The organism is Exiguobacterium alkaliphilum 12/1 (assembly GCF_000714435.1).
In the GTDB taxonomy this organism is placed as follows: domain Bacteria; phylum Bacillota; class Bacilli; order Exiguobacteriales; family Exiguobacteriaceae; genus Exiguobacterium; species Exiguobacterium alkaliphilum.
In genome coordinates this window covers 174,915-197,550 of sequence record NZ_JJMW01000041.1, presented here as the reverse complement: position 1 = coordinate 197,550, position 22,636 = coordinate 174,915, and the positions used below count along the sequence as shown (strand labels likewise).

Genomic DNA, 22,636 nt, shown 5'->3' with positions numbered 1-22,636 from the left:
TGGCTTACTTATCGAGTTTTCCCTAACCGGACGAGAAAAAACCCCTCTTTTTCAAAAGAGGGGAAGGTTCATCGTAGCATCGACAGCGTCCTCGTCGTCCCGTCGGACAAGGTGTAACGGACGATGTAGTGTCGGGCCGTCGTCTCGAGCGTATACGAGCGAATCTTCGTCGGTCGTTCGCCGAGGTGGAGGAGCGTCAAGTAAGTCACGCCTTTTCCACGCTTCGTCGTCGCGACTTGGTTGCGTCGTTGCCAATCGTAATCGCGATACGAGACGTAGCTCGAACCGATGGCAAGCTTCGGCGTGGCGTCGACTTCAAGCTGTAAGACATGGAGCGAGCGTCCTGCGGCATCTTTGAAATAGGCGTAACGGCTCCCGCTCTCGGTGCGGTTCAACCCGACCCCGAGGTGGAACCGTTGGACGAACGAAGCGGTCACGGGACTCGTGATGCGGTCGTAGACGAGCATCGTCCCGTCCCGGTCGTAAGCGAGTCGACGCGTATGGGCCATGCCGCTCCCGATCAACTGGCTCGTCCCGGCGGCCGTCCATTGCGTCGACGACGCCCCGACGGACGTGATGCGGCTTCGCCCCAAATTGCTCGAGGTCAAATTGAAGCTCTTGCCGGACACATGGACCGTGTTGTGGGCCGCCGCGGGTAAGACGGCTTGTCGCTCGGGTCGGGACGTATAACCGTAGCGACCGCTCTCGACGATGAAGTCTCGTCCGTAACCGGAGACGTCAATCGATAAGTCATCGGCATGTTTGTGGACGTTGCTGTGATAGCCGGCTGTCATCATGACGTGGACGGCATCCTCGAACGCCCCGGCGCGGCCGCCCCAATGTTGGCGGAAGAACGCGTATTGATCCGACAGGCGCCCGACCCGTGTCGTCGGGGCTGTTCCGCGCGTCCCGCCGCTCATCGCGTAAAGCAGGTGTGGGGAACGGTCGACGTGTGGGATGGCCTCCGGATGATGGACGAGCGACGGGGTGTCGCCGAACATCGGCAACGTTCCGTTCGGTTTAAGCATATAGGTCAGCGCGTTCGGCATATCCTTTACGTCTAGCATCCGGCTTGATAATCCGAAGCGATTGGCGGCGGCCCAGTCGTTGAAGCGGCTGAGTGTGTCATACACATAGATTTGATAAAACGGCGAATGCTCGAGATGGACACCGTCGGCACTCAGGCTGTGATTCAGCTGGGCAGTCAGTCGGTTCGTGGCGAGCGTGCGCCAGCCGGCGGAACGATCGAACGAGCGATGCGTCTCGGAGATGGCGGTGAGCGCCATGTCTTGAAAGATGCCGTGATTGTTTTTCGATTTATAGAAGCTCGGTGTCGCTAGTAGCGTCGCGTGCTCATACAGCGTCTTCGCGAACAGTTGCGAGAACGCCGGGTCGTCATTCACACGTGACGTCCGGTAGACGTTCCAAAAATTGAGCAGATGAAACGTCCGGATGGCGGTCCCGTGGTCATGATAAGGCCACGTATGGCGCTTATAGTCCTCGACCGGATATTGTTTCGTCCAGCTTTGGACGATCCGTTTCCCGTAACGGAGGTACTCGTCCCGTCCGTTCACCGTATAGGCTTGTGTCAGTTGGTTGAGCGTCGTGAAATAATGGATTTGAAAGACGAACGAATTAGAGTCGACTTTCGGGATGGACGTGTCAAATCGATATGTATCAACGTTCGGGACCCGGAGCGTGTAGGGAGGGGACGGGATATACCAGTTTCCTCGCAAGGCGGCATCGGCTCGGGTGACGGCGTTCGTAGGCGACAGGACATCATATGTATATGGGGACGCCCCGCGGGTGAGCGTCCGCATATATTCGTGCGTCAGCCGGGCGTACGCGTCTGACGAGAATGTCGCGCGTGAGAGGTGACTCGCCTGTAGCGTGCCGTCTTGCTTTCGGACGTACCACGTCGTCTTGCCATCGGTGACGCGATAATAGCTCCCTGAAGTCGTGATGGCCTGAAACGTCTTGGCGCCTCTCAATGTCGATTTCGGGGTGAGCGTCTTGCCGACAAATTGATAGAGCGTGGCACCGGCTCGGACGTTCAGCTGATACGGTGCCGATGCGGCCGCTTCCGCGCCGAGCGGCGGGAACAACGAACCGACCAATAGGGCGATGACAACAGCACATAGGTGTCTTCTCATGCATCTCGTCCTTTCTACATCAACGAAAACGACAAAAACCTTCTCCTTATCATTAGCCGAAGGAGAAGGGAAGTCCTGCCTGTTCCGTTGATTAGAGGGCGGCCCAGACGTTTTGTTTTAAGACGATCTGTTGCACGTCTTCCGGATCAATCCCGTATTTGGTCGAAATGGTCCGGGTCACACGTGAACGGATATCGGGGTGGTTCGACGCTTTCGTCTCATACACATCGTTCCAGGCCCGCCATACGCGAACTTCTTCCTCGGATAGTTGGGAATCCCACTCTTTCTCGCGCAACTGCCACCCGAACGTCATCTCTTCGTAATCGCCGGGAGCGACCGTTCCGGCGAGTCCCCAGTCACCACCGGGACCGAAGACGGCTTGTCCGAGCGGTGAGTCGGTACCGATGTACGCCTCATGGTCGTAATATTGGATTAACGCCGCTTGGAACGTGTCGCGGTGTTTAACTTCGTCGATGACGTCGTGACTGATTGCCTGTAGCGTCTCCACGTCCGGTTGGCCGTGCACGACGACGTCGTACTCATAGCGTACCGTCTCGTCTTCTTCGACGGCTCGACTTTCTTTTATCGTGTACGGTCGGTCCGTCGTTTGGACCGATTCGGTCTGCGTCGACTCCGGCTCGCTCTCGGCATCGTTCGGCCAGACGTAGATGGCGAAAGCGAGCGCTGGGAGGACTAGCAAGCCTCTTCGGGTACGGTACACCCATGTTGGTTTTCGTCTGTTTTTCTTTTTCTGTCTCATGTCGTTCACTCCTTGCGATATGTATCAAAAAAGCCCCTGAACGTCAGGGGCGGACGGTGTCGGATTGTCGCGTCCGATCGAGTCGGACGATGCGGGTATCGTCATTGTCGATGCCGCGTACGAGATCACTTAATAGTCGAGAGCCGAGCATGCTGTAGACCGTGCCGTTCCCACCGTAACCGAGCAAATAATACAGGTGCGGCCGGTCCGGGTGTTCCCCGATGAACGGCAATTGATCGATGGATTCCCCGAACAATGCCGCCCAAGCGTATTCAACTGTCAACTCATACATCGGAAACAACGTCTCGACTTCCTGCTTGATGCGTTCGGCGCGTTTGCGAATGAGCGCCTCGCTATGCGGCGTCTCAGGCTTTTCTTCATCGAGACCGCCGGCGATGATGCGTCCGTCAACGGTCGTCCGGACGTATAGGTAGGGACGCTTCGTCTCCCAAATCAGCGCTTGGCCGTCCCAATCATCGAAGTGGGGGAGCGGATTTGTCGCGATGGCGTAGGACCGGTTCAACTCGATGCGGTGGGGATCGAGGAGCGGGGAAGCGCCATATCCGGTCGCGAAGATGACGTGCTTCGCATAAAACGTCTCGTGTGGCTGTGGCGTCATCACGAGCCAACCGTCTCCGTCCGGGACGACGTCCGTCACCTCGGTCTCCTCAAAGAACGGCACACCGGCTTTTGAGAGATGACGCACGACTTGACGGCTAAGGGTGAGCGGATTGACCTCGGCGTCACCTTTCGTCACGAGCGCGGCCGGCTTCTCGAACGGGAAACGCGCCTTCAGCGCGTCGCGGTCGAGCCACTCGGCAGCAAAGCCATGTCTCGTAAGCATCTCATATTCTCGTTTCAATTTCGTGACATCTTCGTCACAGCTTGCGAAACAGAGGCTGTCCCGGCGCAGATAGACATCGTTCGCCCCGACGGTTGCGGCGACGTCATCGAGCGCGTCGACCGCGTCGGCGCATAGGCGATAGAAGCGGACGGCGTCCGCTTCCCCGATTTGGTCGGCGAGCTCGTGCAACATGATGTCGTTCGAGTATTGGATGAGGCCGGTGTTGGCGGCGGTGCTGCCGGCCCCGACTTTCCCTTTGTCGACAACGGCGACATCGACGCCGTCTTGATGAAGCGTATACGCCGTCAACACGCCGGACATGCCCGACCCGATGACGAGGACGTCGTAGCGCTCTCGTTTCATCGGGCGCTCCAACACGATGTCTTCCGATTCCGTCGTCGGCCAATACAAGTTCCCGTTATGCAGTTCCATCCGTTCATCCTCCGCTTCGTTCATATCTTCCCTATACATCCCCGATTCTGCGAAATGAAAACACAAAAAACCGCAGACGAGTTTGTCTGCGGTTCAGGCGTTATTTGGTGATGACGACCGTTTTAGCGGAAGCACCTTTCGTATACGTGATGCGTTTGACGTTCTCCGCGCCGCGAATCTCGGCGAGGTTCGTCCCGTCGACGATCACTTCTTTGACGGTCGCACCTTTGAAGTCGATGATGGCACCGGCTTTCTCAGGCTTCACTTGAACGACGATGTTTTTAAGTGGGTCACCTGTGAGTTCCGTGTGGATGCCACGGACGAAGATGCCGTTCTTGAAGTTCGTACCTTTGCCGATTGTAACTCCAATGAAGTCCTCTTGAAGCACGAGGCGTGCGGCCGGATGGTTCTCGACCGTGTAGCGTTTCAATTCGACTTCTGGCGTTTCCGGCTCAGGTTTCAAGTCGATTTGGACGAGCACCGGATCGTGGTCACTCGCGCGGCCCGACATCTCTGTGAAGTCGGCGTTGACGTGAATCATATCAATCTCCGTCGAAGCAGCGAGACGGTTCGATACGAGGATGTGGTCAAGCACTTGCGAGTTGCCTTGATAGACGTACGAATATCGGTCCGCAGCCGGCACTTTCTCGACCATGTTCGTCATCAAGTCGCCCTTGAAGATTTGCATGGCGTCTGAGAACTCGAAGTCGTTGAAGTCACCGAGCGCGACGACGTTCGCATCCGGGTTGTCGGCTTTCACATCCGCCACGAAATCATGGACGATTTGTGCGATTTTCTTACGTTGGACTTCACTACCGAGGACGACCGGTTGCTGTGAACCGAAGAAGCCTGTGTCGCCGCCTTTCGAGTTCCAGTGGTTGGCGATGACGATGACGTTCTCGCCTTGGAAGTCGAACTGGGCCGCGAGCGGCTTACGCGAACTATTGAACGCCGGGTTGAGCGGGTCGATGCGTCCTGGGTTGTGCGTCAACTTCCCGTTCTCATAGCCGACAGCCGTCGTCGCGTCACCTTCTGGCGCACCTTCTGTGAGCGAGACGCGTTCTGGGTCATACAGGAAACCGACGCGGATGTTGGCGTTCGGTGCGCCACCGTCTTTGTTGTTTTCCGGGTCGATGTTGACGTACTTGTACGTCTTGCCGCCGACAGCGACGATGTTGTCAATCAAGCGCTGGTAGCTTTGGTCAGCCGCTGCATCTCCCGCGCTTTGGCCGTTGTTGTCCTGGACCTCGGTCACCCCGATGATGTCTGGGCTGTTCAATTCTTCGACGAACGCTTTCGCGAGCTTGAGCGCCTTGTCGTCCGACGTCTCTTTTATGTTGTTCGAGAAGTTCTCGAGGTTGTACGAGGCGATCGTCAACTTGTCTTCTTCTGCTTGGATGAACGTCGTCTCCCGTTTCGCGTCACCTTTCACGAAGGCAGACTTCATCTCATCGAGCCCGACTTGAATCTTATAGTTGCCGAACGAGTATCCGACGACCCCGACGATCGGTCCGTTGAACAAGTCGCCCGTCGCGACGTCGAACTCACGCGCTTCGACGTTCGGTTCGAGACGGAACTGGATCCGTTCTGGGTTGGCGTCATCTTTCTTCAGGAGAATACCGCCGTTGAACGTCTCTGTCGGTGTGCTTTCGAGCACGGTGACGAGGTCCCCGTACTGTTGCGGCGAGACCGACTTCAAGTTGCCCGTCTCGACGCGCATGCCTTCAAGGCTTTCCCAGAAGTCGATGGCGTCTTTGTCCGGGTTGAAGATGGCGAGCGCGTCGCTGTCGATAAACTCGGTCGGTAAGTTCGACTCGTCAATCTTGACCGGTGTCGGGAGCTTCACCCCGCTCTTCAAGACGTCGACTTTGCCGTTACGTGTGTCGATTTGCGTCATCTTCATGTCCGTCTGCTGGCGGTCGCTATAGCCTTCGATCGCATATTCGCTGACGAGACCTTTCACGCTGACGAGATCACCGACTTGGATGCCCGGGATCGAGCGTCCGCCGTACAAGACGATGGCTTCAGACGTTCGTGGGTCTTGGTCGGCTTCCATGTCCGGTGTTTGGATGTAATAGTATGTCGTACCGTTTGAGACGAACGAGTACGTGACGATGCCTTCGACACCTTCGACCGTCTGTCCGTTCATCGGTGACGTATGGCTTGCGCCTTGAATGTCGTGGATGCGAATCTTATCCGTGATCTTATAGTCATATGTCGTCACGGCGCTGAACGTGTCGTTTGCTTTGACGGCCGTCTTCAACGTCTGCGATGATTCGATGCGAATCGGTGCCGTGTAGCGGGTACCGTTCACTTTCGGGTCCGACCCGTCGAGCGTGTAGTAAATCTCGGCGTCCGCCGTCGTCGTCGAGAGCGTCACGTCTTGTGGCCCGACGAACGTGCCGGCGCCAGGTGCCGCAATGGCTGGGCGGAGAACCGATGAATCGATGACAGTATCGGCGACGCTGCGCGGGATGATTTGGTACGTGTTATCGAACTGTTGCACGATGCCCGTGATCGTCGAGTAATTGACGCCTGTCTGGAGGTCGAGGATGCCGCGCTCATCGCGGACGACGAACTCTTTCGTTCCGTCCGTCGCCGTCAAGTTTTGCCCGCTACCAGAGAGCGTCACGTTCTTCACGGTGACGAGTTCAGATTCGACGTCTTCATTGATTTGCTCACCCATCAACACTTGCGGGGCTGGTACTTCGGTCGCTTGTTTCGAGACGACGACGGCGTTGTTCAATTGAAGGAGTTCACGGTATGACCCGAGCGCGCCCGTCACGACGACTTCATCGCCGACGTTGACCGCGAGGGAAGTCGGTCGAATCGACAGACCGCCTGTCGCGTCCTGAATCGAAATCGTGTTCGCGAGCTTCGCCGTGACGATTCCTTTGACCGTGACCGTCGCCCCGTCTGCTTGCGTGCGTGCATCCGCGATGGAGATTGGTGTCACCGGTGCCGGTGGTTCTTCGATTGTGCCGCCATCCCCATATTCAACGCCTTGGAACGTATGTTTTCCTAAGTTCGTGAACGTATCGATTGGAAGTGCGTTCCATTCGTTGGCTGGCTCGAATGCGTCGCTGCCATTCGCGTCGCCAGTCGTGACCGTGTCTTTACGGACGAGCGTCTGATCGACAGATGAAACCGTCGTACCCCACTTCGGTGACGGACGGAAACCGACTTGTCCGAACACGTCGAGAACCGTCGTGCCTTTCTTCAAGACGAGCGCATCGTCGCCGTTGAAGTTTGTCACGCCGCTCGTGACGTTCGCCTTCGCTTTAAGCGCATCGCTCGCGCTTCCGTTGACGATGACGTACGTCGCTCCTGGTTGAAGCGTCCCCGTTAAGTTCAATGTCGTGCCGACGGTCGCGCTACCGTTCGTATACAGTTCGAGCTTATAGTCCGCAAGGTTGATGACCGAGCTCGTTCCGTTGAACAGTTCGATGGCTTTGTTGTTGCTTGACCCTTCCACATACTCCGAGATGAATAAATCTGTTGCGTTCAGTCCTTCTGCTTGAACGTTAGCCGCGATCGGCGTCAAGCTGCTCGCGATGAGTCCGACAGACAAGGCGAGTCCTGTCATTTTTTTGAACGAGCGTGATGGTTGAATCCCCATGTTTCTAGTCTCCCTTATTTATGTAAGATGGCTGATACGCGTGTTGCTGAATATAACGTCACTTGTCCCGTTTAGTTGCCCCCCTCACACCACACGACAAGATAAATGATAGCGCTTACATTATTCTACTTTACGATATGTGCCTGAGATGATTCCCCTCATCAGGAATGGTGCAATTCGCTATCATTTACCAACTTTTAAACTACATGTTAAACATAACCAAGCAGACGTCAGAACTCAATCCTCTTAACGCGAAGTTCATATTACATTTTGATGACAAAGGTAAATCGGTTTTTAGTTTGTCGAATAGTGTTGACGGAATCAGGCGCAACTTTTACAATTCTCTAATACAAATTAAATGTATCGGTGAACTGAGGATTAAAAAGGAGGACATGAATGACGACAACGACTTACCCGGTCATCCCGGGAGCTGGCGCATTTTATTATGAAGGAAACGAGACCGGTATCCTGTTATGTCATGGATTTAACGGGACGCCCCAAAGTGTTCATGAGGTCGCCCTCGACTTGATGGGGAGTGGGTTTACGGTGTACGCACCGCGTCTCGCCGGACACGGCACCGACCCAGAGGACTTTAGACGGTCGACACGGGACGATTGGTACGAGACGGTCATCGATGGGGTCCGTCTTCTACGAGAGCGATGTCGTCACGTGATCATCGTCGGACAATCGATGGGTGGAACGCTCGCGCTGAAGGCCGCGCTCGCAGGTCACGTCGACGCCATCGTCACGATTAACGCCGCGTTGTCGGTACCGGGTTATGCCTGCCACGCCGCGGACGGAATTTGTCGATTTATCGACGAGGACGAGCCTGACATTTTGGCGGAAGGAGTTCATGAAATCGTCTACGACAAAGTGCCGACATCGGCGATTCGACAGCTGCTCGCCTTAATCGAAGACGTCCGCCCGCACGTGTCGCGCGTCTTGGTCCCGACATACGTCATCCATTCGGCGGTTGACCATGTCGTGCCGCCGGAAGACTCGGTCTGGTTATACGAACAAGTGAGAGGTCCGAAAGCGCGTGCCGTACTCGAGCAATCCTATCATGTGGCGACGATGGACAATGACCGAGAGCGGCTTTCCGGGCTCATCGCCTCGTATTGTGAACAAGTTTCGTCTGTTTCGAAAATGTAGTCGTCGGACTGCATTTTTTTGTGCCGCCCTACTTTGCAAACGCTTGCACCAATGCTATTGTAAGATTAGATTTATCGAAAAACAGGTATGTATCTGTCTAATACATTGACTACAGTCACTAGGGGGAACTTGACGTATGGAGACGGCGTTCAGACGAGTGGAGCAACAGACGGTCACACGCACATGGTGGAAAGAAGCGATCGCGTATCAAATCTATCCGCGCAGTTTCAACGATTCGAACGGGGACGGGATCGGTGACCTTCGCGGCATCATCGAGAAGCTCGATTATCTCGAGGATTTGGGCATCGACGTGATTTGGATTTGCCCGATGTATAAGTCACCGAACGATGACAACGGCTATGACATCTCGGACTATCAAGGCATCATGGAAGAGTTCGGGACGATGGAGGATTTCGACGCGTTGCTTCAGGCGGTTCACGCACGGGGGATGAAGCTACTGTTAGACCTCGTCGTCAACCATACGTCAGACGAACACCCGTGGTTCGTCGAGTCACGACAGTCCATAGACAGTCCGAAGCGGGACTGGTACATCTGGCGGGACGGGCAAGGCGGCGAGCCGCCGAACAACTGGGCGAGCATCTTCGGCGGTTCGGCGTGGGAGCTCGACCCGGAGACGAACCAGTATTATTTACACGTATTTTCAAAGAAGCAACCCGACCTCAACTGGGAGAACGGGGACGTGCGGACGGCCGTCTACGACATGGTCAACTGGTGGCTCGACAAAGGCATTGACGGCTTCCGTGTCGACGCGATTAGCCACATCAAAAAGAAGCCGACGGACACGATGCTGCCGTCACCGGACGGAAAGAAGTACGTGACGGCCTTCTCGATGTATTCCAATATCGATGGCATCCACGAGTACTTGCAAGAGATGAAGCGCAAAACGTTCGCGAACTATGACATTATGACCGTCGGCGAGACGAATGGGATTGAGCCGGAAGCGGCGGACCTATGGATGGGAGCGGATAACGGGGCGATGAACATGGCGTTCCATTTCGATCACGTCGACATCATGCGACAGTCACGACTCGCCCCGCTCGATGTCGTCGAGCTAAAACGGATTTTCGACAAGTGGCAACAAGGGCTACTTGAGACAGGGTGGAACGCACTCTATATCGAGAACCATGACATGGTCCGTGCCGTCTCGCTCGTCGGGGACGAGAATCACTATTGGCGCGAGAGCGCGACCGCGCTCGGGATGATGTACTTCTTCATGCACGGGACGCCGTTCATTTACCAAGGGCAAGAGATTGGGATGAAGAACGTGCCGCTCCCGTCGATTCATGACTACGATGACGTCGCCACGAAGAACGAGTATTTCGAGCGCATCGCGAACGGGATGAGCGAAATCGATTCGATGCAACAAGTGTGGGGCACGTCGCGCGACAACGTCCGGACCCCGATTCAATGGGACGCCTCGCCACACGCGGGGTTCTCGACGGTGACGCCGTGGATGCCGGTCCATGAAGAGTACGAGACGCTAAACGTGGAGGCCCAGGCGAAGGACGCCCACTCCATCTTATCGTTCTACAAGACGATGATTCGTCTCCGTCGCGCGGAGGAGACGTTCACGTACGGCAGCTATCGTGACGTGTTGCCGGATCATCGCCAAGCGTTCGTTTATGAGCGGGCGTTCGAGGACAAGCGTTTCTTAATCGTCACGAATTTGACGGCCAATCCGGCGACGGTGACGCTTCCGGACGTCGTGACGGGTACGCTCGTCTTGACGAATGAGCTTGACCCGGAACCGATTGATACCGAGACGTTTCTATTGAAACCGTTCGAGGCGAGATTGTATCGCCTTTGACCCGACTTACGGGCACTTTCCTAGCTGAGGAGAGTGCCCGTTTTGTCGTTTTTAGACAACCTTACGCTGTAACAGGTTTGAAAATAAAAGATTTTAGCGAACCATTTATGTATTTAAGAGTAAATTAAATTCCAATTTAAGGTTTATCTAAATTGGTGATAAAAGAAAAAAATATCGGGTCTCTTCTTATTAACAAGGTCACGTGAATTCGAATTCAAACGAGCAGGAGGGATGAAACGGACGGAAAAGTAAGCTATACTGGGAATCAACAACACATTGAGAGAGCATTCAAAATAATGTTCGAGGTTGAGGGGCAAGAAAATCGGGTATGAAAAGTAAGATATTCGATGCCATCAATCGCAATCAGAGAAAAGGAATCTGCATTCACTAATGTAAAAGATTACCTTACAAGGCATAATGAGAAAATTTGAAGGAGGGAACACTTTGTCCGCACTGCATTGGGTGATTTTATCGCCTTTTTTATTCGCGCTCATCATCCCGTTTTTGTTTAAGTACGTTTCAAAAATTCATACAGGATGGTTCGTCTGGTTGTTGCCGACGGCCTTGTTCATCTACTTCATGAACTGGCTACCGGTCATCTCGTCCGGACAAGTCGTCGAGACGAGTGTGTCCTGGATTCCAGCACTCGGTATTGAGTTCACCGCTTATTTAGACGGACTGAGTATGCTGTTCGTCCTGTTGATTACCGGAATCGGGTCGCTCGTCGTCTTGTACTCGATTTTCTATCTATCGAAGAAAGAGCGGCTCGGTAACTTCTACGTCTATTTGATGCTCTTTATGGGGGCGATGCTCGGCGTCGTCTTATCGGACAACTTGATCGTCTTGTACGTGTTCTGGGAAGTGACGAGCATGGCCTCGGCCCTCCTCATCAGTTACTGGTTCCATAAAGACAAGTCGACGAAAGGTGCCCAAAAATCGATGCTCATCACCGTGGCCGGCGGACTCGCCATGCTCGGTGGATTCGTGTTGCTCTATCAAATGACGGGCACGTTCAGCATCCGAACAATCATCGAGAACGTCGATGTCGTCCAGGCGAGCCCGCTCTTCGTACCGGCGATGCTTCTCGTCCTGCTCGGCGCGTTCACGAAATCGGCCCAGTTCCCGTTCCACATCTGGTTGCCGGACGCGATGGAAGCCCCGACGCCGGTCAGTGCATACTTGCACTCGGCGACGATGGTCAAGGCCGGGATTTATCTCGTCGCTCGGATGACGCCGGTGTTCGGCGGCTCGAACGTCTGGTTCTGGACGCTGTCCATCGTCGGACTCGTGACACTCCTTTGGGGTTCAATCTCAGCCGTCCGACAAAAGGACTTGAAAGGGATTCTCGCCTTCTCGACGGTGAGTCAGCTCGGTCTCATCATGTCGCTCCTCGGTGTCGGCTCGGCCGCGCTGACGGGTGGGGCAGATGACCCGATTTACTCGCAAGCGATTCTCGTCGCGGTGTTCCACTTGTTCAACCATGCGACGTTCAAAGGCGCGCTCTTCATGGCGGTCGGGATTATCGACCACGAGACGGGGACGCGGGACATCCGCAAACTCGGGGGCTTGATGACGGTCATGCCAATCACGTTCACCGTCTCGCTCATCGGTCTCGCCTCGATGGCGGGCCTCCCGCCGTTCAACGGATTCTTGAGTAAAGAGAAGTTCTTCTCGGCGATGTTGAACGTTCGTAACTTCGAAGCGTTCGACGTCGGCTCACTCGGGTTCCTTTTCCCGCTCATCGCCTGGATTGCGAGTATCTTCACGTTCCTCTACAGCTTGATCATGTTCTTCCACACGTTCCGTGGAAAGTTCGAGCCGAGCAACTATGAACGGAAGGTGCACGAGGCGCCGATCGGGATGCTCATCAGCCCGATCATTCTCGTCGTCCTCGTCATCGTCTTCGGTTTGTTCCCGAACTTGTTGTCGTACTCGATTATCGAGCCGGCTAAACAAGCGATTTTACCGACGGTCTTGCCGGAAGGTGAACAGTTCGTCGTCGACATTAAGATTTGGCACGGGGTCAACACAGAGCTGCTCATGACGCTCGGTGTCGTCTTGATCGCCTCGTTCTTGTTCTATCTCATGCACCGTTGGATGAAACTCGCGATTTATAACCGTGAGCGTGATCCGTTCAACTGGTTCTATGACAATGCGCTCACTGGCCTCACGTCAGGTTCGCAGTGGATCACACGCCTGCAAATGACGGGGCTGTTGCGTGACTACTTCGCGTATATCTTCACGTTCATGCTGCTCCTCGTCGGCTACACGTTCTGGCGATTCGATGCGTTCGCCATCGACACGGCAAACACGAGCGTGATCGAGCCGTTCATGTGGATCTTGATTCCGCTCCTCATCGGGGCAATCGTCACGATCCCGTTCTTGAACCACCGCATCACGGCGGTCATCGTCGTCGGGGTCATCGGCTTCTTGCTCGCGCTGTTGCTCATCGTGTTCCGGGCGCCTGACCTTGCCCTCACGAAGCTCCTCGTCGAGACGGTGACGCTCGTCATCTTCATGCTCGCGTTCTACCACTTGCCGGAGATGCGGAAAGAGAAGTTCACGCCGCGCTTGAACGTGGCGAACCTCCTCATCTCGATTGGGGTCGGTGTCACGATGACGCTCGTCGCTCTTAGTTCGGCAGCGCTCGGGAACGAGGCCGGTTTTGAATCGATTTCAGATTACTTCCTCGAGAACGCGAAAGAACTTGCCGGCGGCTATAACGTCGTCAACGTCATCCTCGTCGACTTCCGTGGACTTGATACGTTGCTCGAAGTACTCGTGTTGGCCGTCGCGGCCCTCGGGATTGTCACCTTGATTAAACTACGCTTGAAAGGAGGAGAAGACGTATGAAGAGACAAGTGAGAGCCAGCAACTTGATGCTCCATAGCATCACGCGGGTCGTCACGTTCATCTTGCTCGCATTCTCGATTTATCTGTTCTTCGCCGGGCACAACAGCCCGGGCGGAGGGTTCATCGGTGGATTGATGACGGCGAGTGCGCTTCTCCTCATGTATTTGGGTTTTGACATGAAGCGTGTGAAAAAAGCGATCCCGTTCAACTTCACGACGATGATCGCCGTCGGCTTGCTCGTCGCCCTCTTTACAGGCGTCTCGAGTATGCTGTTCGGCTACCCGTTCTTGACCCAGTTTTTTGAATACTACGACTTGCCGGTACTCGGAAATACCGAGCTGTCGACGGCGCTCCCGTTTGACCTCGGTATCTACTTGGTCGTCGTAGCCATTGCCCTGACGATAATTTTAGCGATTGCGGAGGATGTTTCGTAATGGAAATACTCATGTCGATTACGGTCGGTGTCCTCTTCATGGTCGGCACTTACCTGTTACTGACGAAAAGCTTGTTGCGAATCGTGCTCGGACTCATCTTGCTGTCGCACGGGGCGCACTTCTTACTCCTGACGATGTCGGGACTACAGAGCGGGACACCACCGCTCCTTGATTTAAATTCAGAAGCGTATGCGGACCCGTTGCCACAGGCACTCGTCTTGACGGCAATCGTCATCAGCTTCGGAATGACATCATTTTTACTCGTCTTGTCTTACCGGACGTACAAAGCGTTCAAGACGGACGATTTAGAACAGTTGAGGGGGTCAGCCGATGAATAACTTGCTCGTACTCCCATTCCTCATCCCGTTCGCGATCGGGGCGATCTTGATCTTGTTCTCGAAGCAAATCGGATTGCAACGTTTCCTGAGCGGATTGACGTCGATTCTTATGCTCGGTGTCGCGGTTTACCTCCTAAGCGTCGTCCGAACCGAGGGCGTCGTCGTGTTAGAAGTCGGTAACTGGTCGGCACCGTTTGGGATCGTGCTCGTCGCGGACTTGTTCGCGGCGATCATGGTGCTCATGTCCGCCATCGTCGGACTGCTCTGTCTCTTCTTCGCCTTCCGGACGATTGCGCCGGAACGTGAAAAGTTCTACTTCTACCCGTTCTACTTCTTCTTGTTGACGGGTGTGAACGGTGCCTTCTTGACAGGGGACATCTTCAACTTGTTCGTCTTCTTCGAAGTCATGCTCATCTCGTCTTACGTCTTGATCGTCATGGGCGGGACGAACTATCAACTCCGTGAGTCGCTCAAGTACGTCGTCATGAACATCTTCGCCTCGATCTTGTTCATCGCGACGATGGCGTTCACGTACGCGGTCACCGGTACGCTCAACATGGCGCAACTCGCCGAGCGTGTCGCCGAGCTCGAGCAGGTCGGGGTATTGAACGTCATTGCAATGTTCTACTTCGTCGTCTTCGGAATGAAAGGGGCGCTGTTCCCGCTTTACTTCTGGTTGCCGCGTTCCTACTATGGACCGCCGGCCGCGGTCGCCGCTTTATTCGGTGGCTTGTTGACGAAAGTCGGGATTTACGCGATTATCCGGACGTTCACGCTCATCTTCCCGCACAATCAAGAGTTCACGCAGCCGATCCTCATCTGGGTCGGGGCGATCACAATTGTCATCGGTGGGCTCGGAGCCGTCTCGAACTTCGACTTTAAGCGCATCCTATCGTACCACATCGTGTCGCAGGTCGGTTATATGGTCATCGGTCTCGGGCTTTACACGAGTCTCGCGATTGCGGCGGCGATTTATTATATCGTCCACAACATCATCGTGAAGACGGCGCTCTTCCTCTATGCGGGGACAGCGCAACGGATCACCGGGACGACCGATTTGAAACAGATGGGCGGCTTGTTGAAGACGCACCCGCTTCTCGGGTGGATGTTCTTCATCACCGGAATCGCCATCGCCGGGATTCCACCGTTCAGTGGCTTCGTCAGTAAGCTGTCACTCGTCGTCTCGAGCTTTGAGACGGAGCAATACGTCGTCGGCGGGATCGCACTCGCCGTCGGGATGTTGACGCTCTTCTCGATGATTAAAATCTTCATGTACGTGTTCTGGGGCGAGCAAAAGCACACGAAAGCCCAAGGCAAGACGAAAGTCGGCGACTTGTTGCTCCCGGCCATCCCGCTCGTCATCTTGACGACGGTGCTCGGTGTCGCGGCCCAGCCGATTCTCTCGTTCTTCCTCGAGGCGTCGAACCAGTTGCTCGATCCGTCGATTTATATTGATTCAGTCTTGAAAGGAGGGGGCGCATGACGTTCCAAGTCGTGTTAAACACCGTCATCGCCATCATGTGGGCGGTGCTTTGGAATAGCTATACCGGCGTCGATTTCCTGCTCGGTTATATCGTCGGGATTTTCATCCTGTTCGTCTTGCGTCGCTTCCTCCATTTCGATTTCTATATGCGTCGCGTCTTCGCCGCGTTCAAGCTGATCGCCTTGTTCATCAAGGAATTGATCATGTCGAACATCGATGTCGTCAAGGTGCTCCTCAGCCCGAAGTTCGATATCGAGCCCGGCATCATCGAGGTGCCGACACAGCTCAAGTCGGACTGGGAGTTGACGCTCCTCGCGTCGCTCATCAGCCTGACGCCGGGAACGCTCTCGATGGACTTTGCTGAAGACAAAAAGTCGATTTTCGTCCATTCGATTCACGTCCCGGATAAGGAACAGATGATTCGAGAGATTCACGACACGTTTGAGAAAGCGATTATGGAGGTGACGCACTAATGTTTAAAGTGTTGCTCATGATTGCCTTGTTCTTCATGTCCATCTCGCTCGTCATCTCGTTCATCCGGACCGTGAAAGGGCCAACGATGCCGGACCGCATCGTCGCGCTCGATGCAATCGGCATCACGCTCATCGGGGTCATCGGGATTTTGATGATCCTTCAAGAGACGATCGCGTACGCCGAAGTCATCCTCGTCATCGGGATTTTAGCGTTCATCGGGACGATCGCCTTGTCGAAATTTATTGAGAGGGGGGATATCTTTGACCGCGATTGAATGGATTGTTGCGATTCTTTGTCTCATCGGTGGATTCCTCAGCTTTGTCGGGGGAATCGGCTTTATCCGTTTCCCGGACGTCTACGGACGGACGCACTCCGCGACGAAGAGCGCCACGCTCGGCGTCATCACCGTCATGGTCGGGACGTTCCTCTACTTCCTGTTCGCGGAAGGGATGTTCTCCGGTAAGATTCTACTGACGATCATCTTCGTCTTCTTGACGGCACCGCTCGCGGCCTTGATGGTATCCCGTGCCGCCTACCGGACCGGGGTCCCGCTCTCTGACTTGACGACGCAGGACGATTTGAAAAAGAAATACCCGGAAGAACGAAAAGACGTAAACTGACACTCTCCACAGCGGGGAGTGTTTTTTAGGAGGGGTTCGATGCATCATTTTGAAATCGGCAACGACATCGAGTCGCATTCGTTCACGATCGTCGAGGCGGATCGTGAGACGTTGACGATCGAGCTGTTCGGCCATGAGGAACGGGTGCGCGTCACGGACTACGTCACGTTCGTGCGTACGCTGACGGACGCCTATCACCGGCTCGACGGGACAGCCGAGCTCGTCCGTGTAGACGGCAGCGCCCTGTTGACGCTCACGTTCAACCGAGGCCGGGTCGCGGTACGGCTCGTCCGGGACACGTCAGTTCGAACGTTTCAAACCGATCAAAGCTATGTGACGGCGGCGCTCGCGCAAATCGGGATTGTCGAATAGGTTGTGACAAAAGCGGGAAAAGAGCATATGATAGAGGTTGACTATACGGAAAGGGGTGTCGGGTATGGATGGCACGAAACGCGCGGACATTCGCCCAGGGCTCCACGTCCAGATTGTCCTAAAACAAGATCAGCGGAGTGGGAAGTTGACGAAAGGCGTCGTCAAAGACATTTTGACGAACTCGCCACGTCACCCGCACGGCATAAAAGTACGCTTAAGCGATGGACAGGTCGGTCGAGTGAAAGTGATCGAAGCTGGAGGTGAATGACATGAGTGAAAAGAAAATGAGTTTTCAAGAGGCGATGAAACAAAAGCTCGCCGAGAAGAAACAAAGTCAGACGAAAGTGCCGACAGGCCTTCATGGGACGAAGCAGAAGCCGTTGACGAACCAGTTGACGAAGAAGCCGAACAACCAGAAGAAACGGACAGGCATCTAAAAGGCAGCCGCTCAATCGAGCGACTGCCTTTTTCCTTCGTTCACACATGTTCAGTCATGCGACGTACCAACGAATAGCCCGTTGTTGAAGTCATCGAGAATTTTTTGGTAGTACTTCATTTGGTCGATGTTTTTACTTGCGAGGGCAGCTTCTGCACCGGCAATCATCTCACCCACGTTCAAACGGACCTCGACTCCGCTATCTTTGTAGACGAGATCAAGGTTTTGGAAATCAGCGTCGTTCAACAGGACGTTGATTTTCGCGGCCGTCAGTTGCATGATTAACCGTTTTTCTTCGGTCATCGATTTCGAAGACGGATTCAAGAGGACGGATAGTGCTTGACGGTCCTCAAGTTTCGTCACATCATACGTTTTACCATCAATCGTGAGGACTGTGCCGTACGAGAACGTCACTTTGTCGAAGTTGAAGATGTTTTTCCAGAAGCCGATCGTAAACACGTCATAGTCGTCCATTGGTGGTGGTGGTGTAGTACAGTCAACCGTGATTGGCACGTAACGAACCCAAATGCCATCGCCAGGAATGCCGGGATAAGCGGTCTCGTTTGAAGAGCTTTCTCCATTAGTAACAACTGTGTCCAGATGAAGGAAGATGTTGAATTGGAAACCATCGGACAAGAGTTTCGCTACATCCACATCTTCAATTGAATCCTCATCGAGATAACTGGCAAGATCCGCATAAAGAATAGTCGGCAGATGCGTCGGGTCTACGTTCGAAGTTGCTTTAAAGTCGTATAATCCTGGGCTCCCCCGTTCAAGGGACTCATCAGGCATACGAAAATCAATCTTGATGTTATTTGGTACATTTTCTAAAGTTGCTCCTTCTAAATCGATTGTAATGTTCAGCCCTACGGAATCAAAACTGAAATACACAGTCCCGATTTGATTTTTAGACAGGTCATTCGGATCTGGTCTTCCATAATGAATAGTGGAGCTTGAAGGACTGATTGTACAAATTTGTTGGCTACTCTCTTCCGCGACTACTCCTTTCATTGGCAACAGCGACAGCACGAACATGAGCACGAACAAAAGCGACCACCATTTGCGATGCTTCTTCATCTCATTCCCTTCTTTCTTCGTGATGACTGAACGTGGTGTTGTAGAAGGCGCGCACCTATAGTTATTTATTACCCGGTAAGTCGGGATTCATTCGGGAAAATGGGAAAAATGTCCTAGCATTTCAAAGAAAAATTCCCTGGCTTGAGCGCGCGCCAGGGAATGTGAGATTACTTTGCAGTTGGGTAAGCAGGTGGTGCGATTGACGTCACGAACGTCTCTTCGCCGTAGATCACTGAGAAACCGAGTGATTGTGACGGTTGGACGTTATTGAAGTGACGTGTATCGTAAAGCGTTTCGCCATTGCTCAACTTGAATGCGACGGTCGCGTCCAAATGATAGCCGAGAATGACGCCATGAGCGTTCGTTTTGGCGACGGTATAGTTGTAAGCCACTACTTCAGCCGAAACGACTGTGACGGCGACCGCCTCAGGTTTTTCAACGACCGTGACTGAGACAGTCTGCGGTGCCGTCGTGCTATGGACGAGGCCAGCCTTCTGACCGTTTTTGAAGTATGTGCTCGCTTGAACTGTGAACGTGTATGTTCCAGGGGCGAGGACATGGTCGCCAAAGTCATAAGCTTGTCCAGCTTGATCCGTGATTGACCATTTCAATGTATCGAGTGGTCCGTCGATGACGACGCCGCCGACTGAAATCGTGAGCGTATCGCCTTCGACGAGTTCCGTGCCTGAGAAGGCGAGCCCTTCGATGACACCTGTGCCAATCCCGTTCGTTTGACGGCCGTCTGCGAGTGATTCGAACTTACTTGCCGTTTTGCCGTTCGTCGCTGCTGATGCGTCAGCCGCTCCGACGAATAATAGTGATGCTGCCAACATGGTCATACCAACTTGTTTTTTCATGGTTTTAGTCTCCTCTTAAAGTAGATTAAGAGGGTCGGTTACACTACTCGCTCCGTATAGCTCAAGTGTCCATATACGAGTCTATACTTCATCGCGCCCCTTCTATTAGGGGGTCCGGTTACACTACTCGCTCCACCTTCCCCAAGTGTCCAGGTACAGGGAAGGCTTCATCGCATTACCCAAAAACATGCGCTCAATCATGACTCGCTGAAAGCGGTTCACTACATTCAGTATAAATTGAAATGGTTGTATTTACCTATATTATTATTTTATAGGTATTTATTACTACTTCTATATGTAGATAGTATATATAATGAAGAAAAAGGTTGGAATGATAAAAAATATGTAACGGGTAATCAAATTTTTATAAGCATTTGATGATTTTTTATTTCTTTTAAAATCTTATGTAAGCGCTTTAAGTGTCGTTTTTTCGGGGTTTATGTCGAAATTCATGTGAACTTTCTGTGAACCAACCTATAAAAAAATTATTGATAATTGTCAGAATCTTTGTATAATTCAAAACAAGACATTATAAAAATCGTAACAACTTCAGATTCACACAACAGGGAGGAACTTATTCATGGAAGCCGTACAAAACTTATTGCAAGGAAGCGTCGACTTTTTGAACAACATCTTATGGACGTACGTGTTAATCGTCGCGCTCGTCGGAGCAGGGATTTACTTCACGGTCAAAACACGATTTATGCAGTTCCGTTACTTAAAAGAGATGTTCCGTGTCGTCACTGACAAATCAGACGTCACACTCGCAAAAGATGGCAAGAGTATCAGTTCAGCGAAATCGTTCTTCATCGGAGCGGCAACACGAATCGGTACAGGGAACTTGGCCGGTGTCACGGTCGCGATCACGCTCGGTGGCCCAGGTGCCGTCTTCTGGATGTGGATCGTCGCCCTCCTTGGTGGCGCGACAGCGATGATTGAGAGCACGCTCGCGCAAGTATACAAAGTGAAAGACGACGTCGCTTACCGCGGCGGTCCAGCATACTACATTGAAAAAGGCCTCAACAACCGTGTCCTCGGTATCGTCTTCGCGGTCTTGATCGCCTTCACATTCGGTCTCATCTTCAACTCGGTTCAATCGAACACGATCGCGGCAGCGTTCGACAACGCGTTCGGTCTTGAAGCGGCAATCGGCGGCGTCATCCTCGTCGTCTTGACAGGTCTCGTCATCTTCGGTGGCGTGCAACGTGTCGCCAACTTCTCGGCGGTCGTCGTCCCAATCATGGCTGTTCTCTACTTGGTCGTCGCGCTTTACGTCGTCGTCGTCAACATCGCAGAAATGCCAGCAGTCATCGGGATGATCTTCCAGAGCGCGTTCGGTCTCGAGCAGGCGTTCGGTGGTTCAGTCGGTGCGGCCATCATGATGGGTGTACGTCGTGGTCTCTTCTCGAACGAAGCTGGTATGGGTTCGGCTCCAAACGCTGCAGCGACAGCGGAAGTTTCGCACCCGGCGAAACAAGGTTTCATGCAGACACTCGGTGTTTTCTTGGATACGTTGATCGTCTGTACGGCAACGGCTGCAATCGTCCTTCTCTCAGACAGCTATGCAGCAGGTAACGGGGAAGGCATCGCACTTCTTCAAAACGCATTGGCTGAGCAAATCGGAGCGTGGGCGCCAGCCTTCATCGCCATCAGCGTCCTCTTATTCGCGTTCAGTTCAATCGTCGGAAGTTACTACTACGGTGAGACGAACATCGAGTTCATCAAGAAGAGTAAAGCTGCCGTCTTCGGTTTCCGTTTACTCACAATGGGCTTCGTCTTCATCGGATCGGTCGCAAGTCTCGGCTTCGTCTGGAGCCTCGCTGACTTGTTCATGGCAGGTATGACGCTCATCAACTTGGCAGCGATCACCCTCCTTGGCGGCGTCGCCTTCAAAGTCCTTCGTGACTACGAAGAGCAACGGGCTCAAGGACTCAACCCACGCTTCTCAGCTCGTAAACTCGGCATTGAGAACACGGAGTGCTGGGACGTGGAAGAAGAGGAAGTCGCACAAGGTACGGTCCAAGCGGCCGCGGCTGACTCATCAAAAGCATAATGGATGCAACAACAGGGGCCCTGCTCATCGGGGCCCCTGTCTTTATGCGTTCTGACGAATCGATTCGACGTTCGTCGACGTCTGTGCGTTCAAATGGAGGTACGTCGCGGCGACGAACAAGGCACCGCCGACGATGTTGCCGAGTGTGGCGAACAACAAGTTGTTGAGTGCGAGGCCGACGTTAACCATCTCCGACGGTGCGTAATAGAGGGCCAGTCCGAAAATCCCCATGTTGGCGATGGAGTGTTCGAAACCGGCGGCGAAAAAAGCGACGACCGGGAGCATCGTCAACATGATTTTGGCGACGTCATGTTGTGTCTTCAGCGGCATGAAGATGGCGATGCAGACGAGCACGTTACATAGAATCCCTTTTAAGAAGATGGCGAACGCATCGGTCCCCATCTTCTTCGCGGCGACGACGGCCAAGAGGTGGTCGCTCCCGACCTCGCCCATGCTATGGGCACCGACGACGAGGGCGACGAGCAGGAGCGCACCGACCAAGTTGCCGACCCAACTGACACCCCAGACGGCGAGGAGGTCGCGCCACGACACCCGTTTCCGCTTCGCGCCTGTATATAAGTACATCGTGTTGCTCGTGAACAATTCCCCACCCATCCAGACGATAAAGACGAGCGCGACGGAGAAACTCATCCCGGCGAACAGCATCGTACCGGGCACATCGATGAACATGTTCCCAACCGAGAACGCGAAGACGACCCCGATCCCGATGAGAAATCCGGCGACGATGGACCGGAGCGCGTATTGTCCGAACGCGTGACGCAACAGCGTCGTCTTTTTATGTGCCGCTTCTTCCATATAATCGACAATTTGTTTTTCCATTTAAACGACCT

General features: G+C 53.8%; 20 protein-coding genes and 1 riboswitch. Of the genes, 13 read left to right on the top strand and 7 right to left on the bottom strand.

The features are described 5' to 3' along the window. Positions 1 to 68: 68 nt before the first annotated feature. The 4 genes from RT52_RS09510 to RT52_RS09495 all read right to left on the bottom strand — a co-directional run bounded on the left by RT52_RS09510 (position 69) and on the right by RT52_RS09495 (position 7,808). Positions 69 to 2,153: a heparinase II/III domain-containing protein gene (locus tag RT52_RS09510; protein WP_034816934.1), complete on the bottom strand. Its 2,085-nt coding sequence runs from the start codon at positions 2,151 to 2,153 to the stop codon at positions 69 to 71. A gap of 91 nt (positions 2,154 to 2,244) precedes the next feature. After that, positions 2,245 to 2,853: a hypothetical protein gene (locus RT52_RS09505; protein WP_245175515.1), complete on the bottom strand. Its 609-nt coding sequence runs from the start codon at positions 2,851 to 2,853 to the stop codon at positions 2,245 to 2,247. Positions 2,854 to 2,956: 103 nt separating this feature from the next. Beyond that, on the bottom strand, positions 2,957 to 4,213 hold the full coding sequence (locus RT52_RS09500; protein ID WP_245175514.1) for an NAD(P)/FAD-dependent oxidoreductase: 1,257 nt from the start codon (positions 4,211 to 4,213) through the stop codon (positions 2,957 to 2,959). A 76-nt stretch (positions 4,214 to 4,289) separates the two neighbouring features. After that, entirely contained in the window at positions 4,290 to 7,808 is a 3,519-nt protein-coding gene (locus tag RT52_RS09495) for a chitobiase/beta-hexosaminidase C-terminal domain-containing protein (RefSeq protein WP_034816929.1), read from the bottom strand. Positions 7,809 to 8,204: 396 nt separating this feature from the next. Here RT52_RS09495 and RT52_RS09490 point away from each other — a divergent pair, with 396 nt between their 5' ends. From RT52_RS09490 to RT52_RS16470, 12 genes are all read left to right on the top strand, one after another. Then, the gene (locus RT52_RS09490) at positions 8,205 to 8,960 is read left to right on the top strand and encodes an alpha/beta hydrolase (RefSeq protein ID WP_034807960.1); all 756 of its coding nucleotides are present in this window, start codon (positions 8,205 to 8,207) and stop codon (positions 8,958 to 8,960) included. A gap of 136 nt (positions 8,961 to 9,096) precedes the next feature. Beyond that, positions 9,097 to 10,788, top strand: a complete 1,692-nt coding sequence (locus tag RT52_RS09485) for a glycoside hydrolase family 13 protein (protein ID WP_051690327.1) — start codon at positions 9,097 to 9,099, stop codon at positions 10,786 to 10,788. A 444-nt stretch (positions 10,789 to 11,232) separates the two neighbouring features. Continuing rightward, the gene (locus tag RT52_RS09480) at positions 11,233 to 13,641 is read left to right on the top strand and encodes a Na+/H+ antiporter subunit A (RefSeq protein WP_034816927.1); all 2,409 of its coding nucleotides are present in this window, start codon (positions 11,233 to 11,235) and stop codon (positions 13,639 to 13,641) included. Next, on the top strand, positions 13,638 to 14,075 hold the full coding sequence (locus RT52_RS09475; RefSeq protein WP_034816925.1) for a Na(+)/H(+) antiporter subunit B: 438 nt from the start codon (positions 13,638 to 13,640) through the stop codon (positions 14,073 to 14,075). Before RT52_RS09480 ends, RT52_RS09475 begins: the two co-directional genes overlap by 4 nt. Then, positions 14,075 to 14,413, top strand: coding sequence for a Na(+)/H(+) antiporter subunit C (locus tag RT52_RS09470; protein ID WP_034816924.1), 339 nt, complete (start codon positions 14,075 to 14,077; stop codon positions 14,411 to 14,413). Before RT52_RS09475 ends, RT52_RS09470 begins: the two co-directional genes overlap by 1 nt. After that, on the top strand, positions 14,406 to 15,896 hold the full coding sequence (locus RT52_RS09465; RefSeq protein ID WP_034816922.1) for a Na+/H+ antiporter subunit D: 1,491 nt from the start codon (positions 14,406 to 14,408) through the stop codon (positions 15,894 to 15,896). The genes RT52_RS09470 and RT52_RS09465 overlap by 8 nt, the downstream gene beginning before the upstream one ends. Further along, positions 15,893 to 16,369, top strand: coding sequence for a Na+/H+ antiporter subunit E (locus tag RT52_RS09460; protein WP_034816920.1), 477 nt, complete (start codon positions 15,893 to 15,895; stop codon positions 16,367 to 16,369). The genes RT52_RS09465 and RT52_RS09460 overlap by 4 nt, the downstream gene beginning before the upstream one ends. After that, on the top strand, positions 16,369 to 16,644 hold the full coding sequence (locus tag RT52_RS09455; protein WP_034816919.1) for a Na(+)/H(+) antiporter subunit F1: 276 nt from the start codon (positions 16,369 to 16,371) through the stop codon (positions 16,642 to 16,644). The genes RT52_RS09460 and RT52_RS09455 overlap by 1 nt, the downstream gene beginning before the upstream one ends. Next, positions 16,631 to 16,990, top strand: coding sequence for a monovalent cation/H(+) antiporter subunit G (gene mnhG / locus RT52_RS09450; protein ID WP_034816918.1), 360 nt, complete (start codon positions 16,631 to 16,633; stop codon positions 16,988 to 16,990). The genes RT52_RS09455 and mnhG overlap by 14 nt, the downstream gene beginning before the upstream one ends. Positions 16,991 to 17,029: 39 nt before the next feature. Further along, complete coding sequence (locus RT52_RS09445; RefSeq protein ID WP_034816916.1) at positions 17,030 to 17,362, top strand: hypothetical protein; 333 nt, start codon at positions 17,030 to 17,032, stop codon at positions 17,360 to 17,362. Between the two features lie 64 nt (positions 17,363 to 17,426). Then, positions 17,427 to 17,630 (top strand): YwbE family protein, encoded by a 204-nt coding sequence (locus RT52_RS09440; protein ID WP_024370994.1) that lies wholly within the window; start codon positions 17,427 to 17,429, stop codon positions 17,628 to 17,630. A gap of 1 nt (position 17,631) precedes the next feature. Then, positions 17,632 to 17,799: a hypothetical protein gene (locus RT52_RS16470; protein ID WP_167331255.1), complete on the top strand. Its 168-nt coding sequence runs from the start codon at positions 17,632 to 17,634 to the stop codon at positions 17,797 to 17,799. A gap of 50 nt (positions 17,800 to 17,849) precedes the next feature. On the opposite strand, the gene RT52_RS16380 is transcribed toward RT52_RS16470, so the two are convergent. Both RT52_RS16380 and RT52_RS09430 read right to left on the bottom strand, forming a co-directional pair. Further along, complete coding sequence (locus tag RT52_RS16380) at positions 17,850 to 18,875, bottom strand: hypothetical protein (RefSeq protein WP_156028806.1); 1,026 nt, start codon at positions 18,873 to 18,875, stop codon at positions 17,850 to 17,852. A 167-nt stretch (positions 18,876 to 19,042) separates the two neighbouring features. Next, entirely contained in the window at positions 19,043 to 19,732 is a 690-nt protein-coding gene (locus tag RT52_RS09430) for a hypothetical protein (protein WP_034816912.1), read from the bottom strand. 23 nt (positions 19,733 to 19,755) lie between these two features. Continuing rightward, a riboswitch (cyclic di-GMP riboswitch) is annotated at positions 19,756 to 19,840 on the bottom strand. 472 nt (positions 19,841 to 20,312) lie between these two features. Here RT52_RS09430 and RT52_RS09425 point away from each other — a divergent pair. After that, positions 20,313 to 21,785 carry an alanine/glycine:cation symporter family protein gene (locus RT52_RS09425; protein ID WP_034816910.1) on the top strand — a complete coding sequence of 491 codons (1,473 nt, stop codon included), beginning with the start codon at positions 20,313 to 20,315 and terminating at the stop codon, positions 21,783 to 21,785. 42 nt (positions 21,786 to 21,827) lie between these two features. Here the strand turns inward: RT52_RS09425 and RT52_RS09420 are convergent, their stop codons facing one another. Next, positions 21,828 to 22,625, bottom strand: coding sequence for a formate/nitrite transporter family protein (locus RT52_RS09420; protein ID WP_034816908.1), 798 nt, complete (start codon positions 22,623 to 22,625; stop codon positions 21,828 to 21,830). Positions 22,626 to 22,636: the final 11 nt, after the last annotated feature.

Excerpts from the sequence above, each read along its gene's own strand:
- RT52_RS09510 (WP_034816934.1), bottom strand. The coding sequence starts at position 2,153 with ATGAGAAGACACCTATGTGCTGTTGTCATCGCCCTATTGGTCGGTTCG.
- RT52_RS09500 (WP_245175514.1), bottom strand. The coding sequence starts at position 4,213 with ATGAACGAAGCGGAGGATGAACGGATGGAACTGCATAACGGGAACTTG.
- RT52_RS09495 (WP_034816929.1), bottom strand. The coding sequence starts at position 7,808 with ATGGGGATTCAACCATCACGCTCGTTCAAAAAAATGACAGGACTCGCC.
- RT52_RS09490 (WP_034807960.1), top strand. The coding sequence starts at position 8,205 with ATGACGACAACGACTTACCCGGTCATCCCGGGAGCTGGCGCATTTTAT.
- RT52_RS09485 (WP_051690327.1), top strand. The coding sequence starts at position 9,097 with ATGGAGACGGCGTTCAGACGAGTGGAGCAACAGACGGTCACACGCACA.
- RT52_RS09475 (WP_034816925.1), top strand. The coding sequence starts at position 13,638 with ATGAAGAGACAAGTGAGAGCCAGCAACTTGATGCTCCATAGCATCACG.
- RT52_RS09470 (WP_034816924.1), top strand. The coding sequence starts at position 14,075 with ATGGAAATACTCATGTCGATTACGGTCGGTGTCCTCTTCATGGTCGGC.
- RT52_RS09465 (WP_034816922.1), top strand. The coding sequence starts at position 14,406 with ATGAATAACTTGCTCGTACTCCCATTCCTCATCCCGTTCGCGATCGGG.
- RT52_RS09460 (WP_034816920.1), top strand. The coding sequence starts at position 15,893 with ATGACGTTCCAAGTCGTGTTAAACACCGTCATCGCCATCATGTGGGCG.
- RT52_RS09455 (WP_034816919.1), top strand. The coding sequence starts at position 16,369 with ATGTTTAAAGTGTTGCTCATGATTGCCTTGTTCTTCATGTCCATCTCG.
- RT52_RS09445 (WP_034816916.1), top strand. The coding sequence starts at position 17,030 with ATGCATCATTTTGAAATCGGCAACGACATCGAGTCGCATTCGTTCACG.
- RT52_RS09440 (WP_024370994.1), top strand. The coding sequence starts at position 17,427 with ATGGATGGCACGAAACGCGCGGACATTCGCCCAGGGCTCCACGTCCAG.
- RT52_RS16470 (WP_167331255.1), top strand. The coding sequence starts at position 17,632 with ATGAGTGAAAAGAAAATGAGTTTTCAAGAGGCGATGAAACAAAAGCTC.
- RT52_RS16380 (WP_156028806.1), bottom strand. The coding sequence starts at position 18,875 with ATGAAGAAGCATCGCAAATGGTGGTCGCTTTTGTTCGTGCTCATGTTC.
- RT52_RS09430 (WP_034816912.1), bottom strand. The coding sequence starts at position 19,732 with ATGAAAAAACAAGTTGGTATGACCATGTTGGCAGCATCACTATTATTC.
- RT52_RS09425 (WP_034816910.1), top strand. The coding sequence starts at position 20,313 with ATGGAAGCCGTACAAAACTTATTGCAAGGAAGCGTCGACTTTTTGAAC.
- RT52_RS09420 (WP_034816908.1), bottom strand. The coding sequence starts at position 22,625 with ATGGAAAAACAAATTGTCGATTATATGGAAGAAGCGGCACATAAAAAG.